Consider the following 21,613-nt stretch of genomic DNA (forward strand, 5'->3'; position numbering starts at 1 on the left):
TGGGTGGCTTATGCCAAAGGTACGCAACGCGGAGTACACCAAGGAATATAACCGCAAGGTGGTTTTGCGCCTGCTGCGGTCCCACCCGGCCAGCCGGGCGGAGCTGGCCAGGCTGACCGGCCTGACCAGGGCGGCTACCTCGCTCATTGCCAACGAGCTGCTGGCCGACGGTGTGATCCGGGAGCTGGCGCCGGAGATCGTGGGCCGGGGCCGCAGTGTGATCCCCCTTGCCATCTGCCCCGACAAATATTATGCCATCAGCGTCTGCCTGGAGCGCGACGTCTGTGAGGTGGGGCTGTGTGACTTCTCCGGAGACCCCGTCGTCTGCCGCAAGGTGCCCGCCCACGGAGACCCTCTGGCCGAGGTCATCGCCCAGATCGAGCGGCTGCTGGCGGAACATGACAGGAGCCGGGTGCTGGGCATCGGGATCAGCTCCCCGGGTCCTCTGGATTCGGAGCGAGGCGCTATCCTCAATCCGCCCCGCTTTCCCCAGTGGCACGGTGTGGAAGTGGCGCCCAAGCTCTCCAAGTGGTTCTCTCTGCCGGCCTATCTGGAGAACAATGCCATGGCCCTGGCCATGCACCAGCACCGGCTGGGCACCAGCGAGGATTTCCTCCTGATGCTGGTGGATCAGGGCGGCATCGGCGGCGGGATCGTCACCCGGGGGAAGCCTCTCTACGGGTCCCGGCACTTCAACTGCGAGTTGGGTCATGCCTCCATCCGGTATGACGGACGGCTGTGCGAGTGCGGGAACCGGGGGTGCCTGGAGGCCTACGCCTCCATTCCCAATCTGCTCCGGGGAACCTCCTTCCCGGACTGGTCCTCCCTGATTGACGCCTACGGGACCGACCCGGAGGCCAAAAAGCTGATCCAGCGGGAGGCCATGTATCTGGCCACGGGGATTGTCAACATGGTCAGTCTGGTCAACGTGGATACCATCTACCTGGCAGGCGATATCCGCTACGGCTTCTCCATCCTGGCCGACTATCTGGACCTGGAGCTGGCGGGCCGGAGCCTGCTGCAAAAAAATCGGTTCATCCAGGTGCTGCCGGCGGATTTCCGCAGCGACGTCAAGGTCGTGGCCGCGGCCGACATCGCATTTTCCAGGTTCCTGGAGGTATAAAAGACCACCGGCGGTTCCGCTGTTGCGGAACCGCCGGTGGTCTTTTCAGCCTTTGGAAACAGCCATAAACAGCTGTTTCCAAAGGCTCGTCTTTTTTAAAAGCAGTGCAGGGACCAGGTGACCTCGAAGGTCTTGCCCGCCGGCAGGGACAGCAGATCCGGCTGTGTGGCCAGATCCTCCACGATCCCTTTGCGGGAGGGCAGAGAGGACCAGGGTTCCAGACACACATAGGGGGCGTCGGTGCGGGGACGGTGCCACAGCCCCAGGTAGGGCAGGCCGCCGGTAAAGAGGGTGACCCCGTGGCGACCTCCGGGCGCGCGCAGCGTCACCTGGGAGGGGGCGTGGGAAAGAACGATGGCGTCATCATCAAAAAGACCGTGTTCCAGTGGCAGGACGTGGTTCCTCAGCGGGAAGGGCAGCCGCTCCCCGGTGGGGAAACAGTCGGGAGAAAAGATCTCACGCCAGGGGGCGCTGTCGGGAGGGAACTCCAGAACATAGTCGGTAAAGTCCAGCCCTTTCTCCAGGGGCACCCGGATACCGGGATGCCCTCCCAGGCCGAAGTACATGGTCCCGTCTCCACGGTTCTCCACCGTAAAAGTCACATGGAGCTGATCGTCCTCCAGGGCATAGGTAATGGAAAAACGGAAGGAAAAGGGGTACGTGGTCAGCAACTCAGGCGTGCTCTCCAGGGTGAAGCACATCCGGTCCTCTGCGCACTGACGGCAGGAAAACATGGACGTGGGCGCGAAGCCGTGGATGGGAAGGGAGTAGCTCCGCCCTCCAAGGGTGTAGCGTCCCTCCGTCAGCCGCGCCACATAGGGGAAGATATTGGGCGCCCGGTCCTCCCAATAGGCGGGGTCGCCCTGCCAGAGGTATTCGGTCCCGTCGGCGCCGCGGATGGACTGCAGCTCGGCGCCCCGGGCGGCTGCCCGCACGGTCAGGCAGCGGTTTCTGATCTCAAACATCACGACAACTCCTTGACTGAGCAGATGATGCCGCCGGCGCGCCGACGGCGGATATCTTCGGTGTTTGGTATCATTATACAAAATTATTTTTGTTTTGCAAGATGCGCCTCCGGACCGCGGGAGGCTAAAAATGGGGAAAAATCGTAAAACTATCGTAAATAATCAACAAAAGTAAAGCCTTATATTTATATAAATGTATCGGAAATGTGAGATGGAGGGCGAAATATTTGTCAATTGACTTGACGAAATATGAAATACCGTTTATAGTATACATAAATGAAAAACAGGTGTTGAAAAGGCTGCTGCCTGCGGGGAGCGGACGCCGCGGCATTTGCTGCGCCAGTACCAAGAGAGGGGTTGAACAGTGAATGGGTGAGACCATCGTCTCAATGAATGGCATCTGCAAATATTTTCCCGGCGTCAAAGCGCTGGACAATGTGCAGTTTGAACTGCGCTCCGGTGAGGTCATGGCCCTGCTGGGCGAAAACGGCGCGGGAAAGTCCACGCTGATGAAGATCCTCAGCGGCGTCTATACCAGAGATGCCGGAACAATGGATATCTTTGGAAAACCCTACGGAGATCTTTTGCCGAAACAGGCTCAGCAGGTGGGCGTGGCCATCATTCACCAGGAACTGAACATGTGTCCCCACCTTACGGTAACGGAGAACATGTTTCTGGGCCGGGAGATCCAGCGAGGGCTGTGCGTCGACAAGCGGGCCATGGAAAAGGCCGCCGAACAAATCTTGTCGGAACTGAAGATCGACATATCCCCCACAGACCGGGTAGGCGACCTCCCCGTGTCCAAGCAGCAGATGGTGGAGATCGCCAAGGCCCTCTCCATCAAGGCCCGTATCCTCATCATGGATGAGCCCACCTCGGCTTTGACCGCCAAGGAGATCGACGAGCTGTTCCGCATCATCCGCAAGCTCCGGGAGGACGGCTGCGGCATCGTCTATATCTCCCACCGGCTGGAGGAGCTCCAGCACATCGTGGACCGGGTCACCATCATGCGGGACGGCCAGTACATTATGACGGCAAACTTCCAGGACCTGACCATGGACCAGATCATCACCAACATGGTGGGCCGGGAGATCAAGGAGAAGTTCCCCCGGGTGGAATGCCCCAGAGGGGAGAAGGTCTTTGAGGTGCGCCACCTCAACGCGGGCCGTCTGGTCCGGGACGTCAGCTTCAGCGTCTATGCCGGAGAGATCGTGGGCATCGCCGGGCTGATGGGCGCCGGGCGTACCGAGACCACCCGGGCCATCTTCGGCGTGGACCCCAGAACCAGCGGAGAAATCCTGCTGGACGGAAAACCCATCTCCTGCAAAAATCCCAGACAATCCATCCAGTCGGGCGTGGTGCTCATCCCGGAGGACCGGAAGAAGGACGGACTGTGTACCAAGCTGCCCATCCGTAAGAACATCGCCCTGCCCAATCTGGATCTGCTGTGCAACAAGTTCGGCGTCATCAGCTCCCGCAAGGAGAGTGAGATGTGCGACAAGGCCGTGGCCGACCTGCGCATCAAGACCCCCAGTGTGGAGGTGAACGCCAGCACCCTTTCCGGCGGCAACCAGCAGAAGGTGGTGGTGGGCAAATGGCTGGCCCGGAAGTCCCGGGTGGTCATTTTTGATGAGCCCACCCGCGGCATCGACGTGGCTGCAAAGGTCGAGATCTACAACATCATGAACCAGCTCAAGCAGCAGGGCATCGCCGTGATCTGTGTCTCCTCGGAGCTCCCGGAGGTCATGGGCATCGCCGACCGGATCCTCGTCATGTGCGACGGGCGCATCACCGGCGAGGTCATGGCCAAGGAGACCACCCAGAGTGAGATCCTGACCCTGGCAACCCAGTTTGAAAACAAATTTACGGTCGCTGCCGCAGAGGAGGAATAAAACCTATGAATACGCTCACGCAGAGATCCAACAAACTTCGCGCGACCCAGGGGCTGGGCGCGGCAATGATCGCCTTCGGGGGCTGGATCGTGCTGTACATCGCCTTCGGCATCATCAATCCACAGATTCTGACCATGGGCAATCTGATGAACCTGCTGCGGTCCATGGCAAAGTACCTGCTGGTCGGTATCGGGCAGAGCGTGATCCTCATCACCGGCAACATCGACCTCTCCATCGGTTCCGTGGTGGCCACCAGCGCCATGATCTCCGCCACCATGATGTCCAAGGGCATTGCCGCCCCTCTGGCCGTCCTGACCGCGCTGGTCTGCTGCCTGCTCTTCGGCCTCATCAACGGTATCCTGGTGGGCAAGTTCAAGCTGCCCCCCTTCATCGCCACCCTGGGCACCATGTTCTGCGCCCGCGGCACTGCCTACATGGTCAACGGCAACCGCAACACCGATGCCATCGCCTCCGGTATCGGCAAGGAGGCCGGTGAGGCATTCCAGAACTTCTTCTACTACGGAAAGACCCTGGGCATTTACAACGCCTTCTGGATCGCCTTCCTGATCTTCCTGGTGGTCTTCTTCCTGATGAGCAAGACCAAGACCGGACGCCACATCTACGCCATCGGCTCCAATGTGGACGCGGCCAAGCTGTCGGGCGTCAACGTCTTCGCCACCGTGACCAAGTCTTATCTCATCAGCGCCTTCTGCGCCTTCGTGGTGGGCCTCATCCTCTGCGCCCAGGCCAGCATGGGCAACATGGAGGCCGGCACCAGCTATGAGATGTACGGCGTGGCCGCCGGCGTCATCGGCGGCGTCTCCCCCCTGGGCGGCACCGGTCTGCTGCTGGGCACCTTCGCCGGCGCCGGCGTGTGGCAGACCCTGGAGAACGGCCTGGGCATCATCGGCGCCCCTGTGGGCCTGCAGCGTATCGTCATCGGCGTCATCGTTGTGGCCGCCGTGCTGGTGGACGTGGTGGTCCGGCAGGGCATCGGCGCCAAGAAGGCCAAGGCCTGAAGCATTTGACGGTAATGAGCGCGCTGGCGCTTGTTATAAATCACACACAAACAAGGAGGATCTGAAAATGAAAAAGATGATTGCACTGCTCTGCTCCATGGTGATGGTCTTTGGTCTGCTCGCCGGCTGCGGCGGCTCCACCAGCGGAACCGATACGCCTGCTCCCACCGGTTCTGCTCCCGCCGAGACCACCTCCGGGACCGAGAGCGAGGGCACCAACTACAACATCGCCCTCATTACCATGGACTCCATCGACCAGCACTGGGTCACCCTGAATGAGGGCGCCCAGAAGGCCGCCCAGGAGCTGGGCGTCACCGTCACCTACATGGCCCCCAACACCAAGGACGACGCGCAGCAGATCGAGCAGGTCAACAACGCCGTGGCCGCCGGCTGCCAGGCCATCATCGTGGCCGCCAACGGCCCTGACGCCATCACCTCCGCCCTGCAGGAGGCTGTGGACGCCGGCGTGAAGATCATCTATGTGGACTCCCCTGCCAATATGGACGCTGAGGCTACCTTCTCCACCGACAACGAGGCCGCCGGCAAGATCGCCGGTGAGACCCTGCTGGCTGAGCTGGAGGCCCAGGGTGTCACCTCCGGCAGCATCGGCATCATCAACACCAACGCCGCTTCCGACTCCACTCTGAAGCGCGAGGCCGGCTTCCGCTCCGTCTTTGAGGGTACCGACTTCACCGTCCTGGAGACCCAGTACGGCGAGGGCGACGCCGCCAAGAGCCAGACCATTGCTGAGAACTACATCACCCAGGGCGTCGTGGGTATCTTCGGCACCAACGAAGGCTCCACCACCGGCGCCGGCAACGCCATCAAGGCCGCCGGTGAGGGCGCTCCCATCTGCGTCGGCTTCGATAAGTCCGATGCCATCCTGGGCCTGATCGAGGACGGCTACATCCTGGCCACTATGGCCCAGAACCCCGATGTCATGGGCTACGAGGCCGTGAAGGCCGCTGTTCAGGTGCTCGACGGTGAGGATCTGGGCGGCAAGGTGGTCGACACCGGCGTCTCCGTTCTGACCAAGGACACCCTGTCCTGATCAGAGCCAGTTCCAATGTTATCCATGCCGCCGCGGTGTCCCCGCGGCGGCATTCTTTCCCCACAAATAAAAAATGGGAGGTATCAGCCATGAAACGAAGCGAGATCAACGCGGCGCTGAAGGAGATGGAGGCCATGGTGGCGGCCTACCGCTTTTCCCTGCCGCCCTTCTGCCACTTTACCCCCGAGGAGTGGCAGGAGAAAGGACATGACTACGACGAGATCCGGGACAACATGCTGGGCTGGGACATCACCGACTACGGCATGGGGAACTTTGACAAGCTGGGCTTTTCCCTCATCACCATCCGCAACGGTAATCTGAAGATGAAGGACAAGTATCCCAAGACCTACGCCGAGAAGATCCTCTACATCCGGGAGGGCCAGTACTCCCCCATGCACTTCCACTGGACCAAGGCGGAGGACATCATCAACCGGGGCGGCGGCAACGTGTTCATTCGGGTCTATAACTCCACCCCCGACGGCGACCTGGACCGTGAGAAGCCGGTGGAGGTCCATGTGGACGGTCAGACCCGGACGGTGCCAGCCGGAACCCAGGTCCGGCTGACCCCCGGCGAGAGCATCACCATCTACCCCTACCTCTATCACGACTTTGAAGTGGAGCCGGGCACCGGCGCCGTGCTGCTGGGTGAGGTCAGCCAGTGCAATGACGACAACACCGACAACCGCTTTTATGAGAAGCTGGGCCGGTTCCCCGCCATTGAGGAGGATGAGCCGCCCTACCGGCTGCTGTGCAACGAGTATCCGCCGGCAAAGTGATCGGAGACCGGAGGGGATAGAGCATGGCACAAATGGACATCACTGCGATCGGAGAAGTGCTGATCGATCTGACCCAGACCGGAGTCAACGAGTATGGAGTGCCTGTTTTCGCGGCCAATCCGGGCGGTGCGCCGGCCAATGCGGCGGTTGCCGCCGCACGGCTGGGGGCCAGGACTGCCTTCCTTGGGAAGGTGGGCGAGGACGGCTTTGGGGCCTACCTGACCCAAGTGCTCCGTGAAAATGGAGTGGATGTGTCGGGGCTCCGAAAGGATGAGGCCCCCACTACTATGGCTATTGTGTCGGTAGACGGTACCGGAGAACGGGACTTCCGCTTTGTCCGCGGAGCCGACAGCCGTCTGACCGAGGGGGAGGTGGACCTGGAGCTGATCCGGGAGTCTATCTTTCTGCACTGCGGTGCCGTGAGCCTGACGGCGCCCACCGCCAGGGAGGCCACGCTCTACGCAGCCCGGAAGGCCCATGAGATGGGGGCCCTGGTGAGCTATGACCCCAATTATCGCCAGGCCCTTTGGAGCAGCCGGGAGGAGGCGATGGAATGGATGAAAAAGCCCCTCCCCGTGGTGGATGTACTGAAGATCGCGGAGGAGGAGCTGCCGCTTCTGGCCGGCACCGATGACCTGGAGAAGGGGACCGCCTGGCTCCAGAGGCTGGGCATCTCCCTAATCATGGTTACTCTGGGCAGTGAGGGTGCCTTTTACCGCCTAGGGGAGACCACCGGGCGGGTCCCGGGGAGAAAGGTCCAGGTGGCAGATACCAACGGCGCGGGAGATACCTTCCTGGGGGCGGTGCTCAGCCGCCTGTGCCGCAGGCAGCCCGGGCCTTTGAAAGGGCTTGGGGCCGCCGAACTGGAGGAAGTGCTGGACTTCGCCAACCGGGCCGCCGCGCTGACCTGCTCCCGCAGCGGAGCCATCCCTGCCATGCCCACCGCCCAGGAGCTGGAGGCAGAAGTGCCGCAGCAATAAAGGTAGGGCACGGGCGAAAAATCGGACACAAAGAAACACCCGCTGGGCCTGGATGGACCCGGCGGGTGCTTTGTTTTTTAAGTGTGAGGCTCTGTCCGTCCGCCGCCCGCGCGCAGCCAGGCCCGGGCCTGTTCCAGGTCCGAACGGCCGGGGGAGATCTGGAGGGCGTAATTCACCTGACCCAGCAGTCGGGCCAGATAGGCGTCCTCACTGCAGGTAAGGCCCTGCCAGGCCATGTGGGCGGCCACGCCGTACCTTTGGCAGAAGTGGAGCTCCTGCCGTAGCTTCCGGCGGTATTCTGCCGGGGTATTGAGGGCCTGGTTGACCACAATGCCCGTTACCAGCTGCCGTCTGTCCGACGGGAGATAACGGGTCTTTCGCCTGTTGAGGAAAAGCCCCAGAGGCCGCAGCCGGTCTGAGACGAAGGAGACGACCTCAGACGGGACGGGAGCGCCGGAGAAGGTCATATCGTCGCAGTATCGGGTGTAAGTGAGACCCCGTTCCCGGCACCAGGCAGAGACCTGGGCGTCAAAGTCGGCCATGACGATGTTGCTGATGGCCGGGGAGCTGGGCGCGCCCTGGGGAAGCCCCTCCCTGTGATAGCAAAGCATGCCCAACAGGATGCGCAGAGGCTCGGCGTAGATATCCGCCGGGAAGGCGGCCTCCTTTACCGAGGTGTAACGGATGCTGTCAAAAAAACGCTGAATGTCCAGTCTGAGAACGGCGCTCTGCCCGACGTGGGGGGCGGCGTTGACCAAAACGCTGCCGCCATACCGGTAGGCGGTAGCGCAGGGAGAGATGGGCATGTGGACCAGAAGCACCTGGGTGATGCGCCGCTGGATGTGCTTGAGCAGAGGGTCAGGGACGGAGAGCGCCCGTACGCCTCCGTCCGCCTTGGGCAGTTCTGCCCGGCGGTAATGCTGATCCAGCCCGTTGCTGACGGCATAAAGGGTCCTGGCGCTGATCCCAAGGTCATGCACAAGGGAGGAGAGCTCCCGATAGACGATCAAGCGGCTCTCCTCCCTTCTGCCCGCCTGCGAAGCGGTACAAATGTGTATGGCGAACGCCGCGGCGGTATCTGTCTGCACACCCCGGTGTGCGGAAATACCGCAAGGCGGCTCGCCTGAGCACAGCGAATACGCGGGGATGCTGCCGACCGGCCGCGACGCGCGGCCGGCGCCCGGTAAGGGACGGGGACTGCCGCTCCGCAGGACGGACACTGTGCTGACTTGAGAGTCATTATAGCAGACCGGCCCGGCCTGTCAAGCAGCCATCCCTGTTTCGAGGCCGGGGTTGACAGGGCAGGTGGATGGACTATAATAGTTGATATATCAATGGTTGACATATCAATTTGGAGGCGGAACGGATGGAACGTACCTTCCACATGCTGCTCTATCGGGCCTTCCACGCCCAGCGGAACGCCCTGCGTCCGGCTTTGGGAGAGCTGGGCCTGGGGGCGGGACAGCCCAAGCTGCTGGGCTATCTGCTGCAGAACGGCCCCTGCGGACAGCGGGAGCTGGCTGGCTACTTTGAGATCGACCCGGCGGCGGTGTGCCGGATGCTGGACAGCCTTCAGAAGGGGGGCTTTGTCACCCGGCGGGCCGACGAACAGGACAAGCGGCGGGACCTCATCGCCCTCACCCCGGCGGGGGAGGCGGCCTATGAAGCCTGGCAGGAGCGGTGCCGCGACATGGAGGAGTGGATGCTCGCCGGCTTCACTCCGGAGGAGCGCGCGCACTTCGCCGACTATCTGGGCCGGGCCTACCGCAATCTGAAGACGGAGAGGGGGGAGGAGACGTGAAAGAGTTCCGGCGTCTGCTCTCCTATCTGGGACCCTACCGGCGGGACATGGCCATCGGGGCCCTGCTGGTCTTTATCGAGACCGTCTTTGAGCTGGTGATCCCGGTGCTTATGGCCGACCTCATCGACGTGGGCGTGGAAAACCGGGACCTCCACTACATCGTGGGAAAGGGGGTCCAGATGGGCATATGCGCCCTGCTGGCCCTCATCACCGGCCTCCTCTACGCCAGGTTTGCCGCCCGGGCGGCCTACGGCTGGGGTGCGCGGGTCCGGGAGGCACAGTATGAGAAGGTCCAGAGCTACGCCTTCTCCAACCTGGACCGGTTTGAGACCGCCTCCCTGGTCACCCGCATGACCACCGACGTGACGGTGCTCCAGAACGCTGTCAACGGCGGCCTGCGTCCATTGGTCCGCAGCCCCGTGATGCTGGGCATGGGCCTGGGGCTCTCCTTCTGGATGAACGCTGAGCTGGCCCTCATCTTCCTGGTGTGCGCCCCCATTTTGGCCATTATCCTTTTCCTGGTGGTCATCAAGGTGGCCCCCATGTACGGCCGCCTTCAGAAGGCGGTGGACCGTCTCAACAACGTGGTCCAGGAAGGCCTTACCGCCATCCGGGCGGTGAAGGCCTTCGTCCGGGGGGAGTACGAGGAGGACAAATTCCAGAGCGTCAACCAGGAGCTCATGGCCACCAGCCAGCGCACCTTCCACCTGGCGGTCCTCAACCTGCCCGCCTTCCAGTTCACCATGTATACCGCTATCGTCCTCATCCTGTGGTTCGGCGGCGGTATGATCCTGGACGGCGGATTGCAGGTGGGCGAGCTCACCGGCTTTCTGAGCTACGTCCTCCAGGTGATGAACTCCTTCATGATGATCTCCAATGTATTCCTGCTCCTCACCCGGAGCCTGGCCAGTGCCCACCGCATCGCCGAGGTGCTGGACGAGGACGTGGTCCTCACCTCCCCCGACGACCCCATCCGGACCGTGCCCGACGGCAGCGTGGACTATGAAGGCGTCTCCTTTAAATATCGCGCTGACGCCAAGGAGTACGCCCTCTCCGGGGTGGACCTCCACATTAGGGCCGGCCAGACGGTGGGCATCCTGGGGGGCACCGGCTCGGCCAAGACCACCCTGGTCCAGCTCATCCCACGGCTCTACGATGTGACCGAGGGCGCCGTGAAGGTGGGCGGATACGACGTGCGGGACTACGACCTCACCGCCCTCCGGGACGCCGTGGGCATCGTCCTCCAGAAGAACGTCCTCTTCTCCGGCACCGTGCGGGAGAACCTCCAGTGGGGCAACCCCGACGCCACCGACGAGGAGCTGTGGGCGGCCTGCCGGGCGGCCTGCGCCGACGAGTTCCTCACCCGGATGCCCGGCGGCCTGGACGCCGATCTGGGCCAGGGGGGCGTCAACGTCTCCGGCGGCCAGAAGCAGCGGCTGTGCATCGCCCGGGCCCTGCTGAAAAAGCCCAAGATCCTCATCTTCGACGACTCCACCTCCGCCGTGGACACCGCCACCGAGGGCAAGATCCGCGCCGCCCTGGCCAAGCTCACAGGGGTGACCAAGATCATCATCGCCCAGCGGGTGACCTCCGTGATGCACACCGACCTCATCGTCATCCTGGAGGACGGCAGGATCCACGCCACCGGCACCCACGAAGAGCTCCTGGCCTCCGACCCCATCTACCAGGAGATCTACGCATCCCAGATGAAAGGAGGGGAGGACCATGGCGGCCCGACAGCTCAGCGCCAAGAAGCCTAAAAACCTGGCCTACACCCTGCGCACCCTGCTCTCCTATATGGGACGGCACAAGTACCTCCTCCTGGTGGTGGCGGTGCTGGTCACCGTCAGCGCCCTCTGCAACCTCCTGGGTACCTACATGATCCGCCCCGTGGTCAACAACCTGGCCTCCGGCGGCGTCAAGGCCCTCCTCAGGGGCGTGGCCCTCACCGCCTGCATCTATCTGGCCGGCGCCCTCTCCGCCTGGGGCTACACCCAGACCATGGTCAAGGCGGCCCAGAAGGTCCTCTTCGACATCCGCCGGGACCTCTTCGCCCACCTCCAGACCCTGCCCCTCCGGTTCTTCGACACCCGCCGCCACGGCGACATCATGAGCTACTTCACCAACGACGTGGACACCATCTCCGACGCCCTCAACAACTCCTTCGCCATGGTCATCCAGAGCTTCATCCAGGTGGTGGGCACCCTCACCATGCTCTTCATCCTCAACTGGCGGCTCACCCTGGTGGTGGCGGTGTGCTATGTGGTCATGTTCCTCTACATCCGTTACAGCGGAAAGCGCAGCAAGGCCTACTACCGCAAGCAGCAGGCCAGCCTGGGCGACCTGGACGGCTACATCGAGGAGATGGTGGCAGGACAGAAGGTGGTGAAGGTCTTCAATCACGAGGGGGAGAACCTCCACCGCTTCCGGGAGAAGAACGAGGCCCTCCGCCGGGCTGGTACCGGCGCACAGGGCTACGCCGCCACGATGGTGCCGGCGGTGGTGAGTATCTCCTACATCAACTACGCCATCGTGGCCGCTCTGGGCGGCTACATGGCCATGAAGGGCATGACCGACGTGGGCAGTCTGGCCAGCTATCTGGTTTTTGTCCGCCAGGCCGCCATGCCCATCAACCAGTTCACCCAGCAGAGCAACTTCCTCCTGGCCGCCCTGGCCGGTGCCGAGCGGGTCTTTGAGGCCATGGACCAGCCCGCAGAGGTGGACGAGGGCAAGGTGGAGCTAGTGAAGGAACCCCAGGGCGGCTGGTCCTGGCGCAAGCCAGACGGCACCTCCGTGCCCCTGCGGGGAGACGTACGCTTCGACCACGTCACTTTCGGCTACGACCCCGGCCACCCCATCCTCAAGGACATCAGCCTCTTCGCCAAGCCCGGACAGAAGATCGCCTTCGTGGGCTCCACCGGCGCCGGCAAGACCACCATCACCAACCTCATTAACCGGTTCTACGATGTCCAGGCTGGAACGGTGACCTACGACGGCATCGATGTAAAGGACATCAAAAAGGACGATCTGCGCCGCTCTCTGGGCATGGTCCTCCAGGATACCCACCTCTTCACCGGCACCATCGCCGACAACATCCGCTTCGGCAAGCTGGATGCCACCATGGAGGAGGTGGAGAAGGCCGCCCGCATCGCCAACGCCGACTCCTTCATACGCCGCCTGCCCCAGGGCTATGACACCATGGTCACCGCCGACGGCGCCAACCTCTCCCAGGGCCAGCGGCAGCTGCTGGCTATTGCCCGGGCCGCCGTGGCCGACCCCCGTCCTCATCCTGGATGAGGCCACCTCCTCCATCGACACCCGCACTGAGGCCCTTATCGAAAAGGGTATGGACCAGCTCATGGAGGGACGGACCGTCTTTGTCATCGCCCACCGGCTCTCCACCGTCCGCAACGCCAACGCCATCATGGTGCTGGAGCAGGGGCAGATCGTGGAGCGGGGCAGTCACGACGACCTGCTGGAACAGAAGGGCGAGTACTACCAGCTCTACCACGGCATGTTCGAGCTGTCCTGAGGCTCCGCCGTTCAAATTGGGGATTGACAGTGGGAGACGGTCTCTGTATAATGTGCTTATAAATCAAGAAGCAAACTATGCCGGGTGTAGCAAGTTTGCTGTACCCCGCTCCCGTTGGGGCGGACCACTTCAGATGCGTAGGGAGCATTTTGAAGCGCCGTTTGGCGCTCCAAAATGCTCCCTTTTTTCAGAAAGAAGGGTCTGCTGGCTCCGCACCCGGGAGCGGTGGTACGGAGAAAGCGAGGTGCGGGACGTGAGCACCAAGGAGAGACGCACCACAACGCTCTTCCTGGCCGATGATGACGAGTGCGTACGCCGGACCTTAGAGCACTTTTTTTCCCAATGCCCAGGCTACCAGGTGGTGGGGGCCGCCAGCGACGGCGCCGCCGCGGTGGAGGGCTGCAAGCGGCTGCGGCCGGACGTAGCGCTGCTGGACATCCAGATGCCGGTACTCAGCGGCACCGGTGCGGCCAGACTGATCCTGGAGGAGGGGTATGCCAAATGCGTGGTCATGCTCACCGCCTTCAGCGACCGGGACAGTGTGCGGGAGGCCCAGGAGGCCGGAGCCTTCGGCTATCTGACAAAGCCCTTTGAGCCGGACAAGATCCTGCCCACCCTGGAGGTGTGCCTGTACCGCAGCCGGGAATACCATCTGCTGCGCAAGGAGCAGCGGAATCTGGACCGGCGCCTGGGGGAGCGGGAGACCGTGGACCGGGCCAAGCTCCTCCTCATGGAGTCCAGACGGATGTCGGAGGAGGAGGCCTACCGCTATATCCGGGAGCTCAGCCGCCGGAAGAACCTCTCCATGGCCAAGGTGGCGCGCTACCTGGTGGAGCAGTTGGGAGGGGCGCCATGATCAGTGCGACCAGGATGCTCTGCCAAAAATATACCGATCTCACCGACGGGGAGATCGCCCACATCGAGTCCTACAACGCCCTCCTGCCCGCTCTGGCCAACGCTGAGGAGGCCGACGTTTTCATTGACTGCCGCACATCCACCGGCCGCTCCGCTATCGTGGTCTGCGAAGCCAAGCCCCAGACCGTGCCCTCCAACTATGAGAGTACCATCCTGGGTATGCTGATCCAGTGGCAGGACGAGCCGGCGGTGGACCGCTCCTTCCGGCTCCAGGTCCCCACTGTGGGTGTCCGGGCGGTCTCCATGCCCGAGGACCGGCGGATCGTCCAGTCGGTGGAGCCCATCTTCTACGAGGAACGGCTCATCGCCGTGCTCATCTACGAAAAGCCCGCCATGGCTGTGGAGGCGGTGGTGGCCCAGCAGGAGGAACACCCTGCCGGGGAAAAGGACGGCCTGGATTGGGCCGGTGTGGCCGACTGCCTGGGAGAGGCCGTCATCTTTCTGAATCAGGAGGGGGCGGTCTGCGGCTACAACCAGGCAGCCGGTACCCTCTATCGGGACATGGGGTATATCGGTGACCTGATGGGGATGCCGGGCAGCAACATCCAGCCGGCGGCGCTGGCCGAATGTGACGGCCAGTGGCACGAGTCCTCGGTGGTCAACCGCACCCTCCAGTACCGCCGGGTGGCTGTCACCAGCGGCACGGCCCGGTGGGCCCTCATCATCCGCGATCTCACCGGGCAGCGGTGGCTGGAGCAGGAACTGGCTTTTCAGAAGACCGCTCTGCGGGAGCTGCGGCACCGGATGAAAAACAGCCTCCAGATGATCGCCAATATCACCCGGAACCGCAGCTATGAGACCAACGACCCCACTGCCATCCAGACCGCTTTGCTGGATACGGCCAACCGCCTGCTCTCCCTCACCGCTACCTTGGACGGTGTGGTCCAGGTATCGCCGGAGAAGGTATCCCTCCTCCAGGTGCTGGAGCAGGTGCGCAAATATACCTTCCAGACCCTGCTGACGCCGGCCAGAAGCATCACCATACGGGTGTGGGGCCAGGACGTAGCGGTGTCCGCCGACTGCGCCGCCTCAGTGGCCCTGGTGGTCAATGAGCTGGTGCAGAACGCCCTCAAGCACGCCTTCCCCGCCGGAGCGGCGGGTGAGGTGGATATCCAGCTCCAGGCTGGCCGCCCCCTGTGCAAGGTCACCGTGGGGGACAACGGTGTGGGCTTCCGCCAGGAGGCCGTGAGACCGGGTGGCATGGGGCTGGAGCTGGCCGCCACCATCGTCCGGGAGAAGCTCATGGGCGAGTGGAAGGTGGACAGCGGCAGCGGGGGGACCCGCATCACCTTCGATTTCTTAGAACAATAACCGCACCGACCTGAGGTTATGGCGGCGCGGGAATACGCTGGGCGACGCAGCCCAGGGACAGCGGAAGCGCTGCCCCTGGGCTGTTTTGCATATTTTTCCCCATTGTCAGCCAAAGCGGGGGAGACCACGCCAGAATCTGTTCAAAAGAGGTGTATCGAAACATGAAACTGAAGACGACCCTCAACGGCAGCAGTTTCGCCTTCCGGGACATCAAGGATGTGCTGGCCAAGGCCAACGAGCCCAAGTCCGCCGACCGCTTCCAGGGCATCGCGGCGGCCACCGCCACCGAGCGGGTGGCGGCTAAGATCGTGCTCTCGGAGCTCACCGTGGGCGACCTCACCGAGAACCCCACCGTCCCCTATGAAAAGGACGAGGTCACCCGGGTCAACATCGACGGCCTGAACAAGCCCATGTATGAGCGGTTCAAGAACATGACCATCGGTGAGCTGCGGGAGTGGATCCTGGATCACGGGACCTCTACCGAGGAGCTCTGCCGGGCCAGCCGTGCCTTCACCGGCGAGGTGGTGGCCGCCGTGGCCAAGATCATGTCCGCCATGGACCTGGTCTACGGCGCCAGCAAGATCGTCCGGCCCACCAAGTGCATCACCCAGATCGGTCTGCCCGGCACCCTGTCCTACCGCTGCCAGACCAACAGCACCACCGACGACGTGCCCAGCATCCTCCTGGGCGTCATGGAGGGCCTGACCTATGGCTCCGGCGACGCCTGCCTGGGCATCAACCCCGTCACCGACGACGCCGAGACCACCAAGCGCATCGCCGACGGCCTGTGGAACCTGGTGCGGAAGAACGACATCCCCACCCAGATCACCGTCCTCTCCCACATCACCACCCAGATGCAGGCTGTCCGCAACGGCGCTCCCCTGTCCATGTTCTTCCAGTCCATCGCCGGCACCCAGGCCGCCAACGATAACTTCGGCGTCAACCGTGCCCTCCTGGAGGAGGCCTATGCCCTGGCCCGGGAGTCCTGCACCGGCCTCGGTCCCAACCTCCTCTATTTCGAGACCGGCCAGGGCTCCGAGGTGTCCATCGGTGCCGACGAGGGCGTGGACGAGATGACCCTGGAGGCCCGGACCTACGGCTTCGGCCGCTTCTTCAACCCCTTCATGGTCAACAACGTCTCCGGCTTCATCGGCCCAGAGACCCTCTATGACGGCAAGGAGATGATCCGGGCCAACCTGGAGGACCACTTCATGGGCAAGCTCATCGGTCTGCCCATGGGCATGGCCCCCTGCTACACCAACCACACCTCCATCACCCAGGACGACCAGGAGATGGCCACCGCCCTGCTGGCCATGGCCGGCGCCAACTACTACATGGGCGTGCCCGTGGGCGACGACGTGATGCTCTCCTATCAGGACACCAGCTTCCACGACGACGCCACCCTCCGGGAGCTCACCCACCGCCTGCCCGCCCCGGAGTTCCACAAGTGGATGATGAAGATGGACCTGATGGACGAGAACGGTCGTCTCACCCCCCGGGCCGGCGACGCGTCCATTTTCCTGAAGTGAGAAGGAGGGAGCAATCATGAACGAAGCCCAACTGCAAGAGATCATTCTGAAGACTATCACTGAACTGGTGGGCCAGGAGGGAAAGACGACAGCCCCCTCCGCCGGTCCCAAGGTGGACCCCGGTGAGGTGCCCGACCTCTCCGCCGTGGACTACCGGAAGATCATCGACGTGCCCAACCCCGCCAACGAGGAGGAGTACCGCCTCCTGCGGTCCCAGACCGTGGCCCGGCTGGGCGTCTGGCGGGCCGGTCCCCGGTACCGCACCAACACCTTCCTCCGCTTCCGGGCCGACCACGCCGTGGCCATGGACGCCGTCTTTACCGACGTGCCCGAGCAGGTGCTGGAGGATGCGGGACTCTTCTCCGTACAGACCCTCTGCGATAGCAAGGACACCTACCTCACCCGCCCCGATCTGGGCCGCCGCTTCTCCGATGAGACTGTGGCCGAGCTGAGAAAGCGCTGTGTTCTGAACCCCGACGTCCAGATCGTGGTCTCCGACGGCCTCTCCAGCACCTCCGTCTCCGCCAACGTCAAGGATGTGCTCCCCGCCATCCTCCAGGGCCTCAAGGCCTCCGGTGTCGCCGTGGGTACCCCCTTCTTCATCAAGTATGGCCGGGTGGGCGCCATGGACGCCGTTACCGAGGCCCTGGGTTCCAAGGTCACTGTCATCCTCCTGGGCGAGCGTCCCGGCCTGGCCACCGGCGAGTCCATGTCCGCCTACATGACCTACGGCGGCTATATTGGTATCCCCGAGGCCAACCGTACCGTGGTCTCCAACATCCACCGGGGCGGCACCACTCCCACCGAGGCCGGCGCCTTCATCGCCGAGCTGTGCCTGCGCATGCTCAAGGAAAAGGCCTCCGGCCTGGACCTCAAGGTTTGAGCATCCATCATTATGTTTGAATAGGAGCAGATGAATATGACCGGAACACAAGCCCTTGGTATGATCGAGACCCGCGGCCTGGTGGGCTCCATCGAGGCCGCCGACGCCATGGTCAAGTCCGCCAATGTCACCCTGATCGGTAAGGTCCACGTGGGCAGCGGCCTAGTGACCGTTATGGTACGGGGCGATGTGGGCGCCGTCAAGGCCGCCACCGACGCCGGTGCCGCCGCTGCCGAGCGGGTGGGTGAGCTGGTGAGCGTCCACGTGATCCCCCGTCCCCACCAGGAGGTGGAGTACATTCTTCCCAGCCTGGACCACCAGGCTTAGTATGGCTGGAAAACGGTAATACTCAGAAAAAGCCATAAAATAGAATAAAAAGGCTGGAGAGAGGTCCGAATAGACCTTTCTCACAGAAAAAACACGGAGGGTACCGCTTTGGGTCCCTCCGTGTTTTTTACGCCTTGGCGCGGAGTCCTGCCGCCGGTGGCTCCTTTGTCTGTCAGAAGCGAGTGGTGAGATCGTGGGCAGCATTCTTGAACTTCATAGGGAAACAATGGTATAATACTTTTTTCTTAAATTGGATATAGCGGGCAGCTGTGTCCACCGAAATGGAGGCATGGGATATGAGGACAAGCCGCAATCATCCAGAGCTGACCTCGGAGAGCACAGAACGGGTCCAGGCGGCGCGGGGGACCAGCAGAGCGGCACCACCCGGCACCACTCTGCCCAATTCGGCTGTTCTCGCCATGCTGACGGACGAAGACGGGGCCGCTTCCGACCGCCAGGAGGCAGAGCAGGCGCTGGCCGGGGCGATCCACGAACGGATAGCCAGGTTGGGAGGTGCCCCCGAGACACTGGAAGAGTCAGCCACACCGGCCCGGGTGGTCCTCCCCGAAGAAGGCGAGGGCCAACAGCGTTCCCACCGTTCCAATGTCAAGTTCCAGCATTTCCTGACAGCTCTGGACGCCTACAAGACAGAGGGGGGCACTCTGGAACAGGAGCTGGCTCTGCTGGGGGCCGCCGGCAGCTACATCAGAAAGCACGGCCACGAGACCGATGAGAACCATCTGGCGCAGAGTGCCCAAGTGGAGGACGCGCTCTATGAGCTCACCATGCGGGGCGATACTGCAAAACAGGCCAATGCGAACATTGACCATATTCGGAGCATCATGAGCGTTGAAGAGAGTGCCAAAGAGAAAACAGATACGGTTAAAAGGCTGGAAAAAAAGGCCCTGGAAACGCTCAAGTCCATCTACCACCCGACAAAAAGTTCTTTCTCGTCATGGGGAAAAAGGCAGAAGCCGGCGTACAGCAAAGCGCTGCAGCTGATCACAGCGGACGTGATGAGCCAGCAAGGAAACATAGCGGCATATTTCGGAGGTTGGCGCTCATATACGACAAAGCTTCAAGCGGAGGAAGCTCCCGATGGAGGACGAAGGGACAGCTATGAGGTGTACAGCCGGGCAACCAGTGACGTAAACGATACGCTGGGCACCAGCCTGCATGAGTTTACCCATGTGGCCAACTCTATTGCGTACGATAACTCCGGATTGTTTCTCACCTATGAGCCGGGGACCAGCCCCGAGAAGGTCGAAAGGGAAATGCGCTGGCGTAAGGGCCGACTGCGGATGCTCAAGCAGTTGTCCGGGGAGGAACCACCTGAATGCCGGATTGGCTGCTCCACCCTTAAGGAATATGTGGAAGGGCGAACGGACTATGGCGGTGACTGGAAATCCAGAAATCAATATATTCCAGTACGTATGAAATGGCTGAATGCGGAGGAGTGCAAGAGGGGGCACACCCCGTTTTTAACCGAGGACAGGCAAAAGGTGGAGGCGTTCAAGGATATTGTGGAAACTCTGTTCCAGCAGGGCAAGATCGGCGAGCAGGCCCGCAAGTTGGAGGAATACAGAGCAGAGCTGGAGGCAGGGGAGCACCCTGTCGATTCTAAAAGCCATGTGCCGGTCACGCCACAATGGATCGAGGAACAGATGCGTCATCTTGACGAGAGCTGCGGCGGTTCGGCGCAGGCTCTGATGACACTTCCTGAGGAGATCTCGCCGGATACCATGATCGAGTATGATTCCGTAATCAATCAGATGCTGGTCCAGTACGAGGCCTCCGGTGGGAGCAAGGCGTCTAAGTTCTATCAGGCGCTCAAAGCCTCCGCCCTCGATGCCTTTGTACGCCGCAGGATGGCCGCCCTGAAGCGGCAGATCGGCAGCGGTAGATGAATGGGAGAGGACGACCGGAAATGCATGGAAGAGACGGAGACGTTGCTTCGGGAAATAAAAAACCGTAGTTTTTGTCACAAAAACCGGTGCAGAGGCGATATAAAAGGTAGAGAACCGCACGTTGAACGTTCAAAGCAGCCAAAATATGGAGGTGTATCAAATGAACGGAAAAATGCGAGCGGGGCTGAGCCTTCTGCTGTGCCTTGTGCTCTGTCTGGGTACCGCCGGGGCGGCGGAGAGCCGGGACCTGACGAGTCAGGAGGGCCAGGCCATGCGCCTGGAGCGCCTGGGCCTCTTCCTGGGCGTGGGGGAGGATGAAAACGGCTTCACCGACTTCGACCTGGACCGGACACCCAGCCGGGAGGAGGCGGTGACCATGCTGGTCCAGGCCCTGGGCAAGGGTACAGAAGCGGCGGAGATGGGGAAGACCCACCCCTTCACCGACGTGCCCGCCTGGGCCGACGGCTATGTGTCCTATGCCTATGACCAGGGCCTTACCAAGGGTACCTCGGACACCACTTTCGGCGCCGGAGACACCGCCACCGGGGCCATGTACGTGACCTTCATGCTCCGGGCCCTGGGTTACGCCGACGGCACCGACTTCACCTGGGACGACCCCTGGGCCCTGGCCGAGACCTGCGGCATCCTGCCCGACCGGGGGGACCTGGAGGACTTCCTTCGGGCCGATGCGGTGGAGGTCACCGCCGCCGCCCTCTCCGCCAAGCTAAAGGGGACAGATGCCACCATGGCCCAGAAGCTCATTACCGAGGGAGCCGTCTCTCAGGCGGCCTACGACCAGGCCTTCCAGAACTATGAGGCGGCCATGGCGGGGATCGCCGCCAACGACTTCTATCGGGAGGAGGAGCGCTGGGAGTCGGACTATGGCACCGTGGTGCTGGGACTAGTATCCGGTCTGCCCAGCGGAAACGGTTACACCCTCCAGATGGTGACCAAGCCAGCTGCCGCTGTGGGAGAGGGCCTGATCATCGACCTGCCCTTGCCCAACAAGGTGGCACCGGAGGAACCTGCATTGAGTGCGGACGGGCAGACTTTCACCTACTCTATCCACTTGGAGGAGACGGTCACCGTCAGCTCCAAGACGGACCTGGAGGGCGTGACCTACCAGGCCGGTACCTATACTTATATGGTGGACCTGAGAAGCGGCAAGGTGACGAGAGATATTCGGCCCACGGAGGTCACCACAGAAGCGGAGCAGGCGGCCTATGACGCCGCCATTGCCCAGCGCATCCAGGGTGTCACCGTTCTGGAGCGGCTGGAGAGCGACTACTGTACGGTCCTCTATACCTCTGCTGCCAGCGACTCCAGGGGAGAATTCCGGTCCCTGACACTGGTCTATAAGCCCGGCTCGCCCAGAACCGCCGGGGAGACCCTGGGTCTGGAGCTGCCAATGGCCTCTGACACCACCCAGGCTGTGCCGGAGGGCATGGCCTTCCGCGATGACGGAGATGTCTTTTCCTACACCTGTACTGTGGATGGTTCAGCCGAAAGCTGGGAGGCGGGTACCTATCGGTTTACCGTTCATCTGCATGACGGAGGCGTCGAAATGGAGTTTGTCCCCTGAATGTGGAAAAGAAGAGATCA

Annotated in this window: 17 protein-coding genes and 1 pseudogene; 16 read left to right on the plus strand and 2 right to left on the minus strand. The window is 62.4% G+C overall.

The features are described from left to right. Nucleotides 1-10 precede the first annotated feature (10 nt). Nucleotides 11-1,123: an ROK family protein gene (locus E0E29_RS03260; RefSeq protein ID WP_130848613.1), complete on the plus strand. Its 1,113-nt coding sequence runs from the start codon at nucleotides 11-13 to the stop codon at nucleotides 1,121-1,123. 95 nt (nucleotides 1,124-1,218) lie between these two features. On the opposite strand, the gene E0E29_RS03265 is transcribed toward E0E29_RS03260, so the two are convergent. Continuing rightward, nucleotides 1,219-2,088 (minus strand): aldose 1-epimerase family protein, encoded by an 870-nt coding sequence (locus E0E29_RS03265; RefSeq protein ID WP_242622350.1) that lies wholly within the window; start codon nucleotides 2,086-2,088, stop codon nucleotides 1,219-1,221. Nucleotides 2,089-2,456: 368 nt separating this feature from the next. Here E0E29_RS03265 and E0E29_RS03270 point away from each other — a divergent pair, with 368 nt between their 5' ends. The 5 genes from E0E29_RS03270 to E0E29_RS03290 all read left to right on the plus strand — a co-directional run bounded on the left by E0E29_RS03270 (nucleotide 2,457) and on the right by E0E29_RS03290 (nucleotide 7,806). After that, entirely contained in the window at nucleotides 2,457-3,980 is a 1,524-nt protein-coding gene (locus E0E29_RS03270; RefSeq protein WP_130848615.1) for a sugar ABC transporter ATP-binding protein, read from the plus strand. Between the two features lie 5 nt (nucleotides 3,981-3,985). Next, nucleotides 3,986-4,999 (plus strand): ABC transporter permease, encoded by a 1,014-nt coding sequence (locus E0E29_RS03275; RefSeq protein WP_130848616.1) that lies wholly within the window; start codon nucleotides 3,986-3,988, stop codon nucleotides 4,997-4,999. A gap of 67 nt (nucleotides 5,000-5,066) precedes the next feature. Further along, nucleotides 5,067-6,050 (plus strand): substrate-binding domain-containing protein, encoded by a 984-nt coding sequence (locus E0E29_RS03280; protein ID WP_130848617.1) that lies wholly within the window; start codon nucleotides 5,067-5,069, stop codon nucleotides 6,048-6,050. Nucleotides 6,051-6,139: 89 nt separating this feature from the next. Next, nucleotides 6,140-6,826, plus strand: coding sequence for a D-lyxose/D-mannose family sugar isomerase (locus E0E29_RS03285; protein ID WP_130848618.1), 687 nt, complete (start codon nucleotides 6,140-6,142; stop codon nucleotides 6,824-6,826). 23 nt (nucleotides 6,827-6,849) lie between these two features. Then, entirely contained in the window at nucleotides 6,850-7,806 is a 957-nt protein-coding gene (locus tag E0E29_RS03290; RefSeq protein ID WP_242622351.1) for a carbohydrate kinase family protein, read from the plus strand. 77 nt (nucleotides 7,807-7,883) lie between these two features. On the opposite strand, the gene E0E29_RS03295 is transcribed toward E0E29_RS03290, so the two are convergent. Then, nucleotides 7,884-8,816 (minus strand): reverse transcriptase family protein, encoded by a 933-nt coding sequence (locus E0E29_RS03295; RefSeq protein WP_165449773.1) that lies wholly within the window; start codon nucleotides 8,814-8,816, stop codon nucleotides 7,884-7,886. Between the two features lie 356 nt (nucleotides 8,817-9,172). Here E0E29_RS03295 and E0E29_RS03300 point away from each other — a divergent pair, with 356 nt between their 5' ends. The 10 genes and pseudogenes from E0E29_RS03300 to E0E29_RS03345 all read left to right on the plus strand — a co-directional run bounded on the left by E0E29_RS03300 (nucleotide 9,173) and on the right by E0E29_RS03345 (nucleotide 21,593). Then, nucleotides 9,173-9,607 carry a MarR family winged helix-turn-helix transcriptional regulator gene (locus E0E29_RS03300; RefSeq protein ID WP_130848620.1) on the plus strand — a complete coding sequence of 145 codons (435 nt, stop codon included), beginning with the start codon at nucleotides 9,173-9,175 and terminating at the stop codon, nucleotides 9,605-9,607. After that, nucleotides 9,604-11,367, plus strand: a complete 1,764-nt coding sequence (locus E0E29_RS03305; RefSeq protein WP_130848621.1) for an ABC transporter ATP-binding protein — start codon at nucleotides 9,604-9,606, stop codon at nucleotides 11,365-11,367. The genes E0E29_RS03300 and E0E29_RS03305 overlap by 4 nt, the downstream gene beginning before the upstream one ends. After that, nucleotides 11,333-13,139: pseudogene (locus E0E29_RS03310) on the plus strand (ABC transporter ATP-binding protein). Before E0E29_RS03305 ends, E0E29_RS03310 begins: the two are co-directional and overlap by 35 nt. 253 nt (nucleotides 13,140-13,392) lie before the next feature. Next, entirely contained in the window at nucleotides 13,393-13,995 is a 603-nt protein-coding gene (locus E0E29_RS03315) for an ANTAR domain-containing response regulator (RefSeq protein ID WP_242622352.1), read from the plus strand. Then, on the plus strand, nucleotides 13,992-15,365 hold the full coding sequence (locus E0E29_RS03320) for a sensor histidine kinase (RefSeq protein WP_130848623.1): 1,374 nt from the start codon (nucleotides 13,992-13,994) through the stop codon (nucleotides 15,363-15,365). Before E0E29_RS03315 ends, E0E29_RS03320 begins: the two co-directional genes overlap by 4 nt. A gap of 161 nt (nucleotides 15,366-15,526) precedes the next feature. After that, complete coding sequence (eutB, locus tag E0E29_RS03325) at nucleotides 15,527-16,894, plus strand: ethanolamine ammonia-lyase subunit EutB (RefSeq protein WP_130848624.1); 1,368 nt, start codon at nucleotides 15,527-15,529, stop codon at nucleotides 16,892-16,894. A 16-nt stretch (nucleotides 16,895-16,910) separates the two neighbouring features. After that, nucleotides 16,911-17,777, plus strand: a complete 867-nt coding sequence (eutC, locus tag E0E29_RS03330) for an ethanolamine ammonia-lyase subunit EutC (protein ID WP_130848625.1) — start codon at nucleotides 16,911-16,913, stop codon at nucleotides 17,775-17,777. Between the two features lie 36 nt (nucleotides 17,778-17,813). Next, nucleotides 17,814-18,104: a BMC domain-containing protein gene (locus E0E29_RS03335; protein WP_130848626.1), complete on the plus strand. Its 291-nt coding sequence runs from the start codon at nucleotides 17,814-17,816 to the stop codon at nucleotides 18,102-18,104. A gap of 296 nt (nucleotides 18,105-18,400) precedes the next feature. After that, the gene (locus E0E29_RS03340) at nucleotides 18,401-20,011 is read left to right on the plus strand and encodes a hypothetical protein (RefSeq protein ID WP_130848627.1); all 1,611 of its coding nucleotides are present in this window, start codon (nucleotides 18,401-18,403) and stop codon (nucleotides 20,009-20,011) included. A 160-nt stretch (nucleotides 20,012-20,171) separates the two neighbouring features. Further along, the gene (locus E0E29_RS03345) at nucleotides 20,172-21,593 is read left to right on the plus strand and encodes an S-layer homology domain-containing protein (protein WP_130848628.1); all 1,422 of its coding nucleotides are present in this window, start codon (nucleotides 20,172-20,174) and stop codon (nucleotides 21,591-21,593) included. Nucleotides 21,594-21,613 lie beyond the last annotated feature (20 nt).

This window comes from Intestinimonas timonensis (assembly GCF_900626145.1).
GTDB classification, from domain to species: domain Bacteria; phylum Bacillota; class Clostridia; order Oscillospirales; family Oscillospiraceae; genus Intestinimonas; species Intestinimonas aquisgranensis.